This is a genomic window from Brevibacterium salitolerans (genome assembly GCF_039531405.1).
Lineage (GTDB): Bacteria > Actinomycetota > Actinomycetes > Actinomycetales > Brevibacteriaceae > Brevibacterium > Brevibacterium salitolerans.
The window spans coordinates 509755-523911 of sequence record NZ_BAAAPZ010000002.1; the positions used below are offsets into that span (position 1 = coordinate 509755).

Genomic DNA, 14157 nt, shown 5'->3' on the forward strand with positions numbered 1-14157 from the left:
TGGGGGAGACCGGGGCCGAGGCTAGGGTGAAGGCATGAGTTCTGCCTCCCCTTCTCCCGCCTCCGCCCGGGTCTCCGATCCCGTGCAGCCTCCCGTCGCACCGTCGCGGCCCCGGCCCCGGACCCACCACGGCCACACCTTCTGGGACCCGTACGAGTGGATGCGGGACACGGACTCCGCGGAGGTCCGCGCCCACCTGGAGGCGGAGAACGCCCACACACAGGCACGCACTGCCCACCTCGCGGACCTGCGGGAAGAGGTCTTCTCGGAGATCGTCTCCCGCGTGCGGCTCACGGACATGAGCGTCCCCGTGCGGCTGGGCGCGTGGTGGCTGTTCACCCGCAGCGAGGAGGGGAAGGACTACCGGGTGCACTGCCGCGTGCCCGCCCGGCCGGGGGACTGGACCCCGCCGGAGGTGGACCCCGGGCGAGCGCTCCCCGGGGAGCAGGTCCTCCTCGACTGCAACGCCGAGGCCGCCGGCACGGACTTCTTCTCCCTCGGCGCGCTGTCCTGCTCCCATGACGGCTCCCGGATGGTCTGGGCCGTGGACACCACGGGCGACGAGCTCTTCACGCTCCGCATCCGCGACCTGACCACCGGCGCGGACCTGCCGGAGACGATCGCGCGCACCTTCGCAGGTGCGGAACTGGACCCTGCCGGCGAGCACGTCTACTACACCACCGCGGACGAGGCCTGGCGGCCGCACCGGCTCTGGCGTCACCGCGTGGGCACCTCCCCGGCCGAGGACGAGCTGCTCCTCGAGGAACCGGATGAGAGCTTCTGGCTGGGCTTCGACCTCAGCCGCTCCGGGGCCTTCGCCCTCGTCTCCTCGCAGTCGAAGAACACGAGCGAGTGGTGGACCCTGGACCTCCGCACCCCGGGTGCGCGGCCGGTCCCCGTCCTGCCCCGCGAGGAGGGCGTGGAGTACTCCGTGGAGCACTGCGTGCGCGGCGGCGAGGACCGGCTCCTCCTCACCCACAACAGGGAGCGGCGCAACTTCTCGATCGTCGACGTGCCGCTCACGGACCCGCAGGCGGCCGGGATCCCCGTGGCTGGAGCGCTCACGGAGGAAGCGGCGGGGGCGCGCATCGAGGGGGTCGACGCGTTCGCGGACTTCCTCGCCGTGAGCTTCAGGCAGGGCGGGTTCGCACGGGTGGGCATCGTCTCCTGGTCCGGCGGCGCGGGCCGCGGAGCCTGGGGTCCAGTACGGGAGATCCGGCCCGCGGACTCCGCGCTCGGCACCACCGTCCCCGTGCAGAACCTCGCCTGGGATCAGCCGCACGTGCGGGTGAGCCACGAGAGCTTCGTGGAGCCCCACAGCATCCTCGATGCGGATGCCGCCACCGGCGCGCTGCGGCTGCGCCGCCGGCAGGAGGTGCTGGGAGGCGTGGACACCGCGGACTATGCGCAGCGGCTGGACTGGGCGGAGGCCGCCGACGGCACCCGGATCCCGGTCAGCCTCGTCTGGAAGCCGTCCGCCGTGGGAGCGGGGGAGCCCGCGCCCACTGTCCTCTACGGCTACGGCTCCTACGAGACGAGCATGGACCCCTACTTCTCCGTGGCCCGGCTGAGTCTGCTGGATCGAGGCGTCGTCTGGGCGGTCGCGCATGTCCGGGGCGGCGGCGAGCTGGGGCGGAGCTGGTACGAGCAGGGCAGGCTGGAGCACAAGCAGAACACGTTCTCGGACTTCGCGGACGCGGCGCGGCACCTCATCGCCGCCGGCCTCACCACCCCGGACAGGCTGGCGGCGATGGGCGGCTCCGCCGGCGGTCTGCTCATGGGGGCGGTGGCGAACCAGGCACCGGAGCTGTTCGCGGCGATCCTCGCGGACGTGCCCTTCGTGGACCCGCTCACGAGCATCCTCATGCCGGAGCTGCCGCTGACCGTCGTCGAATGGGACGAATGGGGCGATCCGCTCCACGACCCGGAGGCCTACGCGCGGATCCGCGCGTACTCGCCGTACGAGAACGTCACCGAGCAGCGCTATCCGCGGATCCTCGCGGTCACCTCCCTCCACGACACGCGCGTGCTCTGCGTCGAGCCCGCGAAGTGGACCGCGCGCCTGCGGGAGGTGGGGGCGGACGTGCTGCTCAGGACCGAGATGTCCGCCGGTCACGGGGGAGCCTCCGGCCGCTACGGCGCCTGGCGGGACACGGCGTTCGAGTTCGCCTGGCTGCTGGAGGCGATCGGTGCCGGCGCGGCAGGGGACTGAGGCATGCTGGCGGGCGACCACCTCCGGCAGACGGCGGCCTTCGTCGCTGCCCCCGTGCTCACCGCGGCGCTGCTGCTCCTCGGCTTCACCGACGGCGCCGCGCAGATCCGCGCCGCGCTCGAGGGCGCGGAGGGCCGACCGTGGCCGGACACCGCGAGACTGCTGGTGCGGACGGCGGCACCGACGGCCTTCCTCGTGTTCTGGGTGCTGTTCTCAGGGCTGTACTGCGCTCTCACCCACCGGGTGCACGCACGCCTGAGGCCGGAGGAGCTGCGGCGGCTCGGCGCGGAGCAGCATGCCGCCCCCGTGCGCTGGTGGCACTCGCTGCTGGGTTCGAACAGCGCGGAGAACTTCACGCTGGCGGCCTCCGTCGTCTCCGCCGCGCTCGTCCTCGCGATCGCCCAGTCCGGCCGGCTGCGGGAGGAGCCCACGCTCGTCCTCCTGGGCTTCGGTGCCGCGGCTGGTTAGTGGGCGGTCATGGTGTACTCGTTCGCGCTGCGCTACCAGCGGCTGCACGCGGCGGGTGCGCGGATGGACTTCCCCGTGCCCGGTGAGACGCGCTTCGGCGACTACCTCACGCACTCCGTCTTCGTCTCGACGCTGATGGGTGCACACGCCTCGCCCCGGACCCGGACGGTCTGGACGGCCATGCGCGCGCACACCGTCTTCGCCTTCGCGTTCAACACCGTCATCGTCGCGATGACCGTCTCGCTCCTGCTCGCCGGTCTCTCCGGCTGAGCCCGCGCTCGGCGGGCAGCTCAGCGGGTGGGCAGCGGCACCCGGCCGGTCAGCGAGGCGTGCGTCGCCAGCGCCTGCTGATCCGTGAGCGAGGAGACGTAGTCGAGGATCGCCCGTGCGCGTCCCTGCCGTCGCAGCCCCTCCTCACCGCGGTCGCCGGAGAGCAGCTCGGGGCGCCTGCTCGCGAGCGCGAACGTCGCCTCCGTGGCCTCGTCCACCCATTCGAGGAGGCGCCGCGGTGCCCGGGTGCGGTCGTGCGGATCGCACAGCCAGGCGTCGAAGGCGAGCGCCAGATCCTCGATCACCCGTGCCTGGCCGCGCTGGTTCTGCGCGAGCTCCGGCAGGTCGAGCACGAACCGGGAGTGCACGAACTTCAGCACCGCGACCTCGTGCCACGCCCGCTGATCGAGCCGGATGTGCCCGCTGCGCACGTGCGGCCGCGCATCCACGACGATGGACGACCGGAGCCGGTCGATCCATCTGTTGGTGAAGGCGGAGACGGCGCGCTCGCTCATCCCGCCGCCGTCGTAGGGGCGGGCGAGGAGCCCCTCGGCGAGCTCCGTGCTCACCCTCTCCACCGCCTCGGCGAACACCTCGCGTGCGGCGATCCAGGGGTCCTTGTACGCGAGCCCGCGCCAGAGGAGCTCGAGCGAGGCCCCCGGTGAGCGCCAGCGTGCGCTCAGCGACTCCGCGTCCGCGTGCGCCAGCGCTCCGTCGTCCGCGAGCCACGCCCGGAACTCCCCGGCCACGGGGGCGTGCTGGAGGACCCCGGCGCGGACGAAGTCGTCGAGGTCGTGCACGGCGTAGGCGATGTCGTCCGCGAGGTCCATGATCGCGCAGTCCAGGGTCTGCATCCCCTGCGCCACCGCCGGATGCGCCGCGAGGACCGCGTCCATCTCCTCGGCCTCGAGTGCATAGGCGGAGAACTTCTCCGCGCCGGTCTCCGGCTGGGTCCCCACCCCGCGCGGCCGCTCGTCGACGGGGAGGGAGCGCAGGCCCACCCCCGCCCAGGCACCGCGGGTCCAGGGGTACTTGAGCACGCTCGCACGCACCGCGGCGGTGAGGTTGAGCCCCGGCTCCTCACGGCCCAGCGTGTCCAGCCGGGTGAGGATGCGGAAGGTCTGCGCGTTGCCCTCGAAGCCCTCGGGGAGCCCCAGCGAGGTGCGGGCGACCCGGTCGAGCACGCGCTCTCCCAGGTGTCCGAAGGGCGGATGCCCCAGATCATGCGCGTGTGCGGCCGCCTGGGAGACGACGGTGTCGCAGCCGCCCAGGCGGACGAGCTCCGCACCCACCGGGTCGTCCTCCGGCGTGCGCCCGTGCGCGTGGTCGAGGTGGGCGGCCTGCCTGGCGGCGAGGTTGGCGGCGATGACGCGTGCCACCGCGCTCACCTTGAGCGAATGCGTGAGTCGATTGTGCATGACGGGGCCCACGCCGGACTGCGGGACCACCTGGGTGACGGCGGAGAGCCGGCCGAAGTAGGGGGAGAAGCGCAGCCGCTCGAGGTCCGTGCGGAAGGCGCTCACCTCGCTGTGCCGTGTGGGGACGGGGCTCGGTGCCGGCGGCTCCGGACTGCGGCGCGCGAGAGCGGGCGGCCGGGGGAGCACCGGCGGCGGGGAGGGTGCGGAGGGGGCGTCCACGGTGCCGGCTCAGTCCCGGGCGCGGTCGGCGTCCGGGAGGATCCGGCCGAGGACGGCGGAGACGATCGCGACGACGACGGCGGCGAGCACGGCGGTCCAGAAGAAGTCCTCGACCTCCAGCACGAACGGCGTGAAGCCGGACAGCCATGCGGTGAGGGTGATCATGAGGGCGTTGACCACGATCGCGAACAGGCCCAGGGTGAGGCAGGTGATGGGCGCGGAGACGAAGGCGACGAGCGGCCGGACGAGCGCGTTCACCAGGCCGAAGACGATCGCCACGACGAGGTAGGCGATGACGGCCGCGGGTCGCTCGCCCACGCTGTCGGCCAGCGCCGTGCTGCCGGTGATGTCCATGCCGGGGAGCAGCCAGACGGCGGCCGCCAGCGCGAGTGCATTCACGATCGTGCGGATGAGGAAGCCCATGGCCCCAGGCTAGCGGAGGGACCTGAGCGTGAGACCGCCTCGCGTGAGGGAGCTCATGTCCCTATACTCGTACGCTGGCAGTAGAGGTTGCCGGCCCGGGCACTGCAGCCCGGGGGCACAGACCACCAAGCGAGGTATTCGAACCCCATGCGCACCCCCACCCCCGGCCGCCTCACGGCCCTCTCCGCGGCTGCGGCCGCCTCCGTCCTCGTCCTCTCCGCCTGCGGCGACGGCGGCGGCTCCTCCGGCGGCGAGGGGGAGAGCTACTCGATCGGCATCAGCCAGCTCGTGCAGCACCCGGCGCTCGACGCCTCCGCGGAGGGCTTCAAGGAGGCGTTCGCGGACGCCGGCTACACGGAGGGCGAGAACGTCGAGTTCGACCTGCAGAACGCCAACGGCGAGCAGGCCACGGCGGTCTCGATCGCGCAGTCCTTCGCGACGGACGGCCACGACCTCGTCCTCGCGATCGCGACCCCGGCCGCGCAGGCCGCGGCCCAGGCGATCATGGACGCCCCCGTGCTCTTCACCTCGGTGACCGATCCGGTGGCCGCGGACCTCGTCGACTCGCTCGAGCAGCCGGGCGGGAACGTCACCGGCACGAGCGACCTCGCCTCGATCCCGGAGCAGTTCGACCTGCTCGCGCAGCTGGTGCCGGACGCGGAGACGGTCGGCATCGTCTACAGCTCCGGGGAGGTCAACTCCGAGGTCCAGGTCGACGCCGCGAAGGAGGCCGCCCAGGGCCACGGGATCGAGATCGCGGAGCAGACGGTCACCACCGCCAACGACATCGGACAGGCGGTCTCCGCGCTCGGCGACGTCGATGCGATCTACGTGCCCACGGACAACATGGTGGTCTCCGGGATCGGCTCGCTCGTGCAGTCCGCCGAGTCCGCCGGCATCCCGGTGATCGGCGCCGAGGCCGGGACGGTGGAGGGCGGTGCGGCGGCCACGCTGGGCATCGACTACCACGAGCTCGGGAAGCAGACGGGCGAGATGGCGCTGCGCATCCTCGAGGAGGACGCGGATCCGGCAGAGACCCCGGTGGAGACCGCCTCGAAGACGACCTACGTGGTCAACGAGGCGGCGGCCGAGGCGCAGGGCGTCGAGATCCCGGCGGAGATCCTGGACCAGGCCGAGAAGGTCGGCTGAGGCGATGATCGGGGCAGTCGAGCTCGGCGTCATCTACGGCGTCATGGCGCTGGGGGTCTACCTCACCTTCCGCGTGCTCAACTTCGCGGACCTCACGGTGGACGGCAGCTTCACCACCGGTGCGGGAGTGGGCGCGTCGATGGTCCTGGCGGGGCAGGATCCGGCGCTGGCGACGCTCGCCGGCGCCGGCGCCGGTCTGGTCGCCGGTGCGATCACCGGGCTGCTCCACACCAAGGGCGGGATCGACGGGCTGCTCTCCGGCATCCTCACGATGATCGCCCTGTGGTCGATCAACCTGCGGATCATGGGGAAGGCCAACCTGCCGCTGCTGCGTCAGGACACCCTCTTCACCCCGCTGCGCGAGGCGGATCTGCTGGGCACCTGGGGCAGTGTGGCGATCCTCGCTGCGTGCGTGCTGGTGCTGGGAGCCGCGGTCGTGTGGTTCCTCTCGACCGACCTGGGGCTGGCGATCCAGGCGACCGGCGACAACGGCCCCATGGTCCGCAGCCTGGGCGTGAGCACGGACTTCACGACGATCCTCACGCTCGCGCTCTCCAACGGCTTCGTCGCCGCGTGCGGCGCCCTCGTCGCCCAGTACCAGGGCTTCGCGGACATCAGCATGGGGATCGGGCTCATCCTCGTGGGGCTGGCCTCGGTGATCCTCGGCCAGGCCCTGCTGGGCCGGCGCCGGGTGTGGCAGGCCGTCCTCGCCGCCGTGGTCGGCGCGGTGGTCTACCGCCTCATCATCTTCGCCGCCCTCTGGGTCGGACTCGACCCCAACGACGTGCGCGCGGTCACCGCGGTGCTCGTCGTCCTCGCGCTGCTGCTGCCCCGGTGGGGACTGCTGCGCAGGCTGCCGCGGCTGGGCAGGTCAGGACGCGTGGAGCCGCCGCCCGCGGCAGCCGCATCCCCTGCCGCGGACTCCGCAGGGGATCCGGTCCCCGCGGCGGCGGCCTCCGAACGGAAGGGAGTCTGACATGCTCACGGCCTCATCGGTGTCACTCACGTTCTTCCCCGGCACCGTCAACGAGCGCAGGGCGCTGCGGGACCTCAGCCTGCATCTGGACAGCGGCGACTTCGTCACCGTGATCGGCTCCAACGGCGCGGGGAAGTCGACCCTGCTGAACTCCCTCGCGGGCCGCTACCGGGTGGACTCCGGGTCGATCCGGGTCGACGGCACGGACGTGGCGCGCATGTCCGAGCACCGGCGCGCCCGCTACATGGGCCGCGTCTTCCAGGACCCGATGGCCGGGACGGCCCCCACGCTCACGATCGAACAGAACCTCGCGGTCGCGCTGCGGCGCGGTCGCCGGCGCGGGCTGGGCCTCGGGCTCACGGCCGCGCGCCGGGAACGCTTCCGCGAGGAGCTCGCCTCGCTGGAGCTCGGGCTCGAGAACCGGCTCACGGCACAGGTGGGGCTGCTCTCCGGGGGTCAGCGGCAGGCGCTGTCCCTCCTCATGGCCGGCTTCACCCAGCCGCGGATCCTGCTGCTCGACGAGCACACCGCCGCACTGGACCCGCAGCGGGCGGAGCTCGTCACGGAGCTCACGGAGCGGATCGTGTCCCGCGGCCGGCTCACCACCCTCATGGTCACGCACAACATGCAGCAGGCGCTGCGGCTGGGCAACAGGCTCGTCATGATGCACGAGGGGCGGATCGTGTACGAGGCGGGACCGGAGGAGAAGCCCGGTCTCACGCCCGAGGACCTCATGGCGGAGTTCGCGAAGATCAAGGGCGCGGAGCTGGGGGACTCGGCGCTGCTGGGCTGAGCGCTCACGCGGGCGGGGCTCACACCTCGGCGCGGAGGGCCGCCAGCACCTTCCTGCCCATCGCCCGGTTCTTCTTCCCGTCCAGCAGGGCCGTCGGTGCGGCGGGAGCGCCGGTGACGGTCAGGGACACCTCGGCGGACCGGCCCACGGGCTGCACGCGGGCGGTGACCACATGGCCCCAGCTGAAGAGCGAGGCCTGCGTGCGGAAGACGAGGATGCGGGCCTCGGGGTCGCGCTCGAGCACCGAGTGGGCCCCCGCGGCGCAGCGGTCGAGTGCTGCGAAGACGCGGTCGGCGCTCTCTGCGAACCGCTCGGTCACGGTGGTGCTCAGCATGGGGTGTCTCTCCTGTGGGGGTGCGGCGGGGTCCTCGCGATCCCCGCATCCCCCACGCTAGGCCCGCGCCCGCCTCGGGCATCGCGGACGGTGTGGCGGAGCTGGGAGCGGTGTTCCGGATCCGACACACGACCGCCCCGGCAGGAGCATGTCCTGCCGGGGCGGTGCACGCCTTCCGCTCACTCCCCGCTCAGTCCCCGGAGAGCGCCTCCAGCGTCTGCCGGGCGTTGTCGTCCAGCGGCGTGGAGCGGCGGGTGGACGTGTCCGTGAGGACCATGACCGATTCCGCGCGGGCGTGGACGAGCCCCTCGCTGACGAGCAGCTGCTCGACGACGAGGGAGCTGCGGCCCACGGAGACCACGCGCGTGCCCACCTCGACCTCGCCCGGCCACAGGATCTCGCGCTCGTACTCGATCGTGATCCTGGCGAGGACGAACGCCCGCGAGGGATCCGCCGCCACCTGACGGAGGCGATCGGCGAGCTCCACGCGCCCGGTCTCGAAGAACGTCGCGTAGACGGCGTTGTTGATGTGGCCCTGGCGGTCCGTGTCCGCGTAGCGGAGCTTGTCGAAGGAGCGCAGGGGGAAGCCGGAGAGAGGGTGCTGCGCGCTCATCAGTAGGCCTTGATCCGCTGCTCGACGATGAGGTGGATGAGTGCGAACCGGCCCTCGTCCAGCACGGCGAAGGCGGCGTCGAGGGCCGCGGGCACGTCCGCGTCCCGCTCCACGCGGATCCCCGTCCCGCCGAAGGCCTCGGCCAGCACCGCGAAGTCCGGGTTCACCATCTGCGTGCCGGAGATCCGTCCGGGATAGTGGTTCTCCTGGTGCGTGCGGATGGTGCCGTACTCCTGGTTGTCCATGACGACGACGAGGGGGTGCGCGCCGTACTGGGCCGCGGTCGCGAGCTCCTGTCCGTTCATGAGGAACTCGCCGTCGCCGGCGATGGAGATCACCTGGCGGTCCGGGTACCGCAGCGAGGCCGCGACGGCGGAGGGGATCGAGTAGCCCATGGAGCCGTTGCGCGCGGAGAGCATGGAGGCGTAGCCGTTGGTGGGGAAGTACCTGTGGGCCCAGTTCGTGTGCTCGCCGGCGCCGAAGGTCACCATCGCGTCGTCCTCGAGCCGCTCGACGAGCCCGCCCATGAGGGTGGCCATGCGCGCCTGCCCCTCGCCCGGGGTCGGGTCCGGAGCGGTGGAGAACGCGACCTGCTCCTGGCGCAGCTGGTTGGTCCACTTCCGCCAGGAGTCCTGGACGGGAAGGTCCATGCGCACGAGGTCGCGGACGAACGGCTCCGGCTTCGCCACGATCTGGTGCGAGACCGGACCGGAGCGGCCGCGGAGGGCGGGGTCGATCGCGACGATGAAGTTCGACTTGTCCCAGTTCTGGCGGACCGTGAAGCCGTCGGTGATGACATCGCCGGGGACCGTGCCCACGAACACCAGCAGGTCCGAGTCGTCGAGCAGCGTCTGCGTGAACGCCGGACGGCCGTACCCCAGCGGTCCCACGTAGGACGGGGAGCCGAACGGCACGGTGCCCTCGCAGCGCCATTCCGCCGCGGCCGGGAGGTTGTGGGCCTCGAGCCAGCGGGTGAAGTCGTCCGCCGTCTCGTGCGTCCAGTCGTTGCCGCCGAACACGAAGAGAGGGCGTTCGGAGACCTCCAGTGCGGAGCGCAGGGCCTTCCAGTCCTCGACGGTCATGCCGCCGGTGGCGACGGGGATCTGCGGATGCACGAGGTCCTCGTGCGCCTGCCGGATGACGTCCTCCGGCAGGCCGACCACCACGGGCCCCGGACGGCCGGAGTTCGCGGCGAACATGGCCTCGGCCACGATCTCCGAGGCGCGCTCGGGGTGGTCGAGGACCATGACGCGCTTGGCGCCGGTGTCGAACCACGCCTTGGGGTCGAACTCCTGGAAGGCCTCCTTCTCCCGGTGCTCGAACGGGATGAGGCCCACGAAGAGGACCATCGGGGTCGAGTCCTGCCATGCGGTGTGCAGGCCCACGTGGGCGTTCGCCGCCCCCGGCCCGCGTGTCACCATCGCCACTCCGGGCACGGTGCTCATCTTCCCGTCCGCCTCCGCCATGTACGCGGCGCCGCCCTCGTGGCGGCAGACGACGGTCTGGATGCTGGAGTCGTGGAGGCCGTCGAGGACCTCGAGGTACGACTCTCCCGGAACGACGTAGACGCGCTCGACTCCGTGCTCCTCAAGGGTTCTCACGATCATGTGCCCTGCGGAGGGGCCGCCTTTCGACGGAGAGGGGGACGCCATTGTTTCTCCTTCTGGAACCAGTTCTGGTCTCGCGTGGTCGCTGCTGACTTCCGGGGTCTGCCCATTATGCGCGGACGCGCGCGGTTCTCCGCGCATATGGCCGGGATGTGGGAAAACACGGCGATGATCTCGGAGTATGAGACCCGGCTCACGGGCCGCGGCTGCGTTCCTCCGCCTCGTTCCTCACCTCCCCTCTCACCCGTGGAATATGACGATCGTGTTGCGATTCCGCGCTCCGGGCCGCTGATGCGCTCCCTGAGATGACGATCACAGCGTGGTGTGCGTAGGCTGTAGACATGACCACGAATGTGACAGCCGACACTGCCGCGCCTCTCGTCGAGATGCGCGGGGTGCAGAAGCACTTCGGCGACTTCCAGGCGCTCAAGGACATCGACCTCGACGTGGCCCGCGGCGAGGTCGTCGTCGTGATCGGGCCCTCCGGCTCCGGCAAGTCCACACTCTGCAGGACGATCAACCGGCTGGAGACCATCACGGAGGGGACCATCCGGGTCGACGGCAGGGACCTCCCGCAGGAGGGCGCCGCCCTCGCCCGGCTGCGCTCCGACGTGGGCATGGTCTTCCAGTCCTTCAACCTCTTCGCCCACCTCACCATCCTCGACAATGTGACCCTGGGGCCCATCCGCGTCCGGGGGCTGAAGAAGGCGGAGGCCGAGGCCGAGGCCATGCGTCTGCTCGACCGCGTGGGCGTGGCGCATCAGGCGCAGAAGTTCCCGGCGCAGCTCTCCGGCGGTCAGCAGCAGCGCGTCGCCATCGCCCGGTCGCTCGCGATGAAGCCCAAGCTCATGCTCTTCGACGAGCCCACCTCCGCCCTGGACCCGGAGATGATCAACGAGGTCCTCGACACGATGGTCGAACTCGCGGAGGAGGGCATGACGATGGTCGTCGTCACCCACGAGATGGGCTTCGCTCGCAAGGCCGCGCACCGGGTGGTCTTCATGGCCGACGGCGAGATCGTCGAGGTCGCGGAGCCGGAGCGGTTCTTCACGGACCCGCAGTCCGACCGCGCCAAGGACTTCCTCTCGAAGATCCTCACCCACTGACTCGGCCGTCGCACGGCGCACGGCTCCCACGCATCCGTCAGAAGGAGACAACCATGAAGAAGATCAGCACCCTCGCAGCAGCCGCGGCGGCCGGCCTGCTCGTCCTGTCCGGCTGCGGTCAGTCCGGCACCCCGGACGCCCCGGCGGAGGAGGGCGGCGGTGCCGCCGGCGGCGGCGAAGCGCCGGAGTACGAGGTCGTCACGGACGCGGACCTCTCCGACAGCGACACCTGGCAGGCGGCCAAGGACGCCGGCACGCTGAAGATCGGTGTGAAGTACGACCAGCCCGGTCTGGGCAACGTGAGCGCCGGCGCGGAGGAGCCGGAGGGCTTCGACATCGAGATCTCCAAGATCGTCGCGGGCCAGCTCGGCTTCGCGCCGGACGAGATCGAGTGGGTGGAGACCGTCTCCGCCAACCGCGAGACCTTCATCCAGCAGGGCAACGTCGACCTGGTGGTGGCGACCTACACGATCAACGACGAGCGCAAGCAGGTCGTGGACTTCGCCGGTCCGTACTACGTCGCGGGCCAGGACCTGCTCGTCGCCGCGGATTCGGACATCGCCGGCCCGGACGACCTCGCGGGCAAGACCGTCTGCTCCGTCGACGGCTCGACGCCGGCCCAGCGCATCGAGGAGGAGTACACGGATGCCGAGCTGCAGACCTTCGACGCGTACTCCACCTGCGTGGACCAGCTGCAGAGCGGCTCGGTCGACGCGGTGACGACGGACGACGCGATCCTGCGCGGCTACGCGGCGCAGTACGACGGCGAGTTCAAGGTCGTGGGCGACCCCTTCTCCGAGGAGCCCTACGGCATCGGCCTGCCCAAGGGCGACGACGCGCTGCGCACCGCGCTCAACGACGCGATCGAGAACGCGGAGGACAACGGCGACTGGACGGCTGCCTTCGAGTACACCCTCGGGGACGCCTCCGGCGTCGAGATGCCCGAGGTCGACCGGTACTGACCCGCGCTGACGCATCCGTGACTGCCCGGAACGCCGCGAGGCGGCGTTCCGGGCAGGTCCGGTGCACAGCGGTCTTCGAGAGGCAACTGTGGACTTCCCAGCTCTGTTCGAGATCTTCCTGAGCGGCACCTTCGGCACGCTCAGGCTCTTCGCCGTCACGCTCGTCGGCTGCCTCGTGGGCGGCACGATCCTCGCGGCCATGCGCGTCTCACCCACCCCGGTGCTCCGCGCGGCGGCGTCGACCTACGTGAATGTCGTGCGGAACACCCCGCTCACCCTCGTGATGTTCTTCTGCGTGCTGGGCCTGCCGTACCTGGACATCCGGTTCAGCGACTCGGCCTCGATCAACTCCTTCGCGCTGGCCTGCCTCGCGCTCATCGCCTACACCTCGTGCTTCGTGGCGGAGGTGCTGCGCTCGGGCATCTCGACCATCCCCGTGGGGCAGGCGGAGGCCGCGCGCTCCATCGGACTGACGTTCTCGCAGTCGCTGCGGCTCGTGATCCTGCCGCAGGCGTTCCGGACGGTGGTGCCGCCCCTGGGCAGCGTGATCATCGCGATGCTGAAGAACACCTCGATCGCCTCCGCATTCAACAACCGAGAGCTGATCTCCGCCATGCGCAACGCGATCGAGGTCCGGGGCGACATCGTCGTCCCGCTGCTGTTCGCCACCGCACTGGTCTATCTGCTGCTCGCCCTCGCGCTGGGCCGGGTGTTCGACTACCTCGAGAGGAAGTGGGTGATCCTGCGATGAGCGCTCCGACTCAGGTCCTCTTCGACGAGCCGGGTCCCAAGGCCCGCCGGAACAACATCATCCTGTCCGTGGTCTCCGGCCTCGTCCTCGCCGGTGTCCTCGCCTACGTCGTCTGGCGGTTCGGGGCCGCCGGGCAGCTCACGGCCGCCAAATGGGAGCCCTTCGCCTACACCGTCATCCAGACGACCCTCCTCAAGGGCATGTGGGCGACGCTCAAGGTCGCAGTGGTCGCCTCGGTCATCGCACTGGCGATCGGCATCACCTTCGCACTGCTGCGCCTGGCTCCCACGCGGGCGGTGTCGCTGCCGTCCACCGTCGTGCTCGAGGTGTTCCGCGGCGTCCCGGTGCTCCTGCTGATCTTCGCGACCTTCCTGCTCTTCGGCAATCAGATCGGCTCCTTCTGGTCCGTGGTGATCGGGCTCGCGCTCTACAACGGCATGGTGATCGCGGAGATCATGCGGGCGGGCATCCTCGCGGTGCCGCGCGGTCAGCGCGAGGCGGCCATGTCCCTCGGTCTGCGGGGCGGTCAGACCATGCGCCTGGTCCTCATGCCGCAGGCGATCCGCGCCATGATGCCCACCCTCATCGCACAGGTGGTGGTCCTGCTCAAGGACTCCGCACTGGGCTACATGGTCACGTACCAGGACCTCCTCTACCAGGTCCGCCTCGTGGGACGGGACTACAACAACCTGCTTCCCACCTTCATCGTGGGCGCGGCCCTGTTCATCGTCATCAACATGCTCGTCGCCGCGTTCGCGCGGTGGCTGGAGTCCCGGATGCAGCGGAAGACCGCGGCGAGGACCGGCTCCGCGAAGGCGGACCGCTGAACCGGGCGCGCACATCTCTCAGTTCGACA

Annotated in this window: 15 protein-coding genes; 10 read left to right on the forward strand and 5 right to left on the reverse strand. The window is 71.0% G+C overall.

The annotated features are described in order from the left end of the window. The first annotated feature begins 34 nt into the window (after window positions 1-34). From ABD240_RS03375 to ABD240_RS03385, 3 genes are read left to right on the forward strand one after another with little or no spacing between them, the layout of a single operon-like run. Complete coding sequence (locus tag ABD240_RS03375; RefSeq protein WP_344335147.1) at window positions 35-2212, forward strand: S9 family peptidase; 2178 nt, start codon at window positions 35-37, stop codon at window positions 2210-2212. Window positions 2213-2215: 3 nt separating this feature from the next. Further along, window positions 2216-2680, forward strand: coding sequence for a hypothetical protein (locus ABD240_RS03380; protein WP_344335150.1), 465 nt, complete (start codon window positions 2216-2218; stop codon window positions 2678-2680). Window positions 2681-2689: 9 nt separating this feature from the next. Then, the gene (locus ABD240_RS03385) at window positions 2690-2950 is read left to right on the forward strand and encodes a hypothetical protein (protein ID WP_344335153.1); all 261 of its coding nucleotides are present in this window, start codon (window positions 2690-2692) and stop codon (window positions 2948-2950) included. 20 nt (window positions 2951-2970) lie between these two features. Here ABD240_RS03385 and ABD240_RS03390 read toward each other — a convergent pair whose 3' ends face one another. Both ABD240_RS03390 and ABD240_RS03395 read right to left on the reverse strand, forming a co-directional pair. Further along, window positions 2971-4587 (reverse strand): deoxyguanosinetriphosphate triphosphohydrolase family protein, encoded by a 1617-nt coding sequence (locus tag ABD240_RS03390; protein WP_344335156.1) that lies wholly within the window; start codon window positions 4585-4587, stop codon window positions 2971-2973. A 9-nt stretch (window positions 4588-4596) separates the two neighbouring features. Beyond that, entirely contained in the window at window positions 4597-5010 is a 414-nt protein-coding gene (locus ABD240_RS03395; protein WP_291795307.1) for a phage holin family protein, read from the reverse strand. Between the two features lie 147 nt (window positions 5011-5157). On the opposite strand from ABD240_RS03395, the gene ABD240_RS03400 reads away from it, so the two are divergent. The 3 genes from ABD240_RS03400 to ABD240_RS03410 are packed head-to-tail and all read left to right on the forward strand — an operon-like array spanning window position 5158 to window position 7928. After that, a complete protein-coding gene (locus ABD240_RS03400) occupies window positions 5158-6159 on the forward strand; it encodes an ABC transporter substrate-binding protein (protein WP_291795305.1) in 1002 nt (333 codons plus the stop codon). A 4-nt stretch (window positions 6160-6163) separates the two neighbouring features. Then, complete coding sequence (locus tag ABD240_RS03405) at window positions 6164-7135, forward strand: ABC transporter permease (protein ID WP_344335161.1); 972 nt, start codon at window positions 6164-6166, stop codon at window positions 7133-7135. A 1-nt stretch (window position 7136) separates the two neighbouring features. After that, on the forward strand, window positions 7137-7928 hold the full coding sequence (locus ABD240_RS03410; RefSeq protein ID WP_291795302.1) for an ABC transporter ATP-binding protein: 792 nt from the start codon (window positions 7137-7139) through the stop codon (window positions 7926-7928). 19 nt (window positions 7929-7947) lie between these two features. On the opposite strand, the gene ABD240_RS03415 is transcribed toward ABD240_RS03410, so the two are convergent. From ABD240_RS03415 to ABD240_RS03425, 3 genes are all read right to left on the reverse strand, one after another. Next, window positions 7948-8262: an SRPBCC family protein gene (locus tag ABD240_RS03415; protein ID WP_291795300.1), complete on the reverse strand. Its 315-nt coding sequence runs from the start codon at window positions 8260-8262 to the stop codon at window positions 7948-7950. A gap of 190 nt (window positions 8263-8452) precedes the next feature. After that, complete coding sequence (locus ABD240_RS03420) at window positions 8453-8875, reverse strand: acyl-CoA thioesterase (protein WP_291795298.1); 423 nt, start codon at window positions 8873-8875, stop codon at window positions 8453-8455. Further along, a complete protein-coding gene (locus tag ABD240_RS03425; protein WP_344335166.1) occupies window positions 8875-10527 on the reverse strand; it encodes a thiamine pyrophosphate-dependent enzyme in 1653 nt (550 codons plus the stop codon). The genes ABD240_RS03420 and ABD240_RS03425 overlap by 1 nt, the downstream gene beginning before the upstream one ends. 296 nt (window positions 10528-10823) lie before the next feature. Between ABD240_RS03425 and ABD240_RS03430 the strand changes: the two genes are divergently transcribed. The 4 genes from ABD240_RS03430 to ABD240_RS03445 all read left to right on the forward strand — a co-directional run bounded on the left by ABD240_RS03430 (window position 10824) and on the right by ABD240_RS03445 (window position 14128). Further along, the gene (locus ABD240_RS03430) at window positions 10824-11588 is read left to right on the forward strand and encodes an amino acid ABC transporter ATP-binding protein (RefSeq protein WP_344335169.1); all 765 of its coding nucleotides are present in this window, start codon (window positions 10824-10826) and stop codon (window positions 11586-11588) included. Between the two features lie 53 nt (window positions 11589-11641). Then, entirely contained in the window at window positions 11642-12550 is a 909-nt protein-coding gene (locus ABD240_RS03435; protein WP_291795293.1) for a glutamate ABC transporter substrate-binding protein, read from the forward strand. 88 nt (window positions 12551-12638) lie between these two features. Then, window positions 12639-13301 (forward strand): amino acid ABC transporter permease, encoded by a 663-nt coding sequence (locus ABD240_RS03440; RefSeq protein ID WP_291795291.1) that lies wholly within the window; start codon window positions 12639-12641, stop codon window positions 13299-13301. Then, a complete protein-coding gene (locus tag ABD240_RS03445; RefSeq protein ID WP_291795289.1) occupies window positions 13298-14128 on the forward strand; it encodes an amino acid ABC transporter permease in 831 nt (276 codons plus the stop codon). The genes ABD240_RS03440 and ABD240_RS03445 overlap by 4 nt, the downstream gene beginning before the upstream one ends. Window positions 14129-14157: the final 29 nt, after the last annotated feature.

Coding starts and splice junctions, on each gene's coding strand:
- ABD240_RS03375 (WP_344335147.1), top strand. CDS start 35: ATGAGTTCTGCCTCCCCTTCTCCCGCCTCCGCCCGGGTCTCCGATCCC.
- ABD240_RS03380 (WP_344335150.1), top strand. CDS start 2,216: ATGCTGGCGGGCGACCACCTCCGGCAGACGGCGGCCTTCGTCGCTGCC.
- ABD240_RS03385 (WP_344335153.1), top strand. CDS start 2,690: ATGGTGTACTCGTTCGCGCTGCGCTACCAGCGGCTGCACGCGGCGGGT.
- ABD240_RS03395 (WP_291795307.1), bottom strand. CDS start 5,010: ATGGGCTTCCTCATCCGCACGATCGTGAATGCACTCGCGCTGGCGGCC.
- ABD240_RS03400 (WP_291795305.1), top strand. CDS start 5,158: ATGCGCACCCCCACCCCCGGCCGCCTCACGGCCCTCTCCGCGGCTGCG.
- ABD240_RS03405 (WP_344335161.1), top strand. CDS start 6,164: ATGATCGGGGCAGTCGAGCTCGGCGTCATCTACGGCGTCATGGCGCTG.
- ABD240_RS03410 (WP_291795302.1), top strand. CDS start 7,137: ATGCTCACGGCCTCATCGGTGTCACTCACGTTCTTCCCCGGCACCGTC.
- ABD240_RS03415 (WP_291795300.1), bottom strand. CDS start 8,262: ATGCTGAGCACCACCGTGACCGAGCGGTTCGCAGAGAGCGCCGACCGC.
- ABD240_RS03420 (WP_291795298.1), bottom strand. CDS start 8,875: ATGAGCGCGCAGCACCCTCTCTCCGGCTTCCCCCTGCGCTCCTTCGAC.
- ABD240_RS03425 (WP_344335166.1), bottom strand. CDS start 10,527: ATGGCGTCCCCCTCTCCGTCGAAAGGCGGCCCCTCCGCAGGGCACATG.
- ABD240_RS03430 (WP_344335169.1), top strand. CDS start 10,824: ATGACCACGAATGTGACAGCCGACACTGCCGCGCCTCTCGTCGAGATG.
- ABD240_RS03435 (WP_291795293.1), top strand. CDS start 11,642: ATGAAGAAGATCAGCACCCTCGCAGCAGCCGCGGCGGCCGGCCTGCTC.
- ABD240_RS03445 (WP_291795289.1), top strand. CDS start 13,298: ATGAGCGCTCCGACTCAGGTCCTCTTCGACGAGCCGGGTCCCAAGGCC.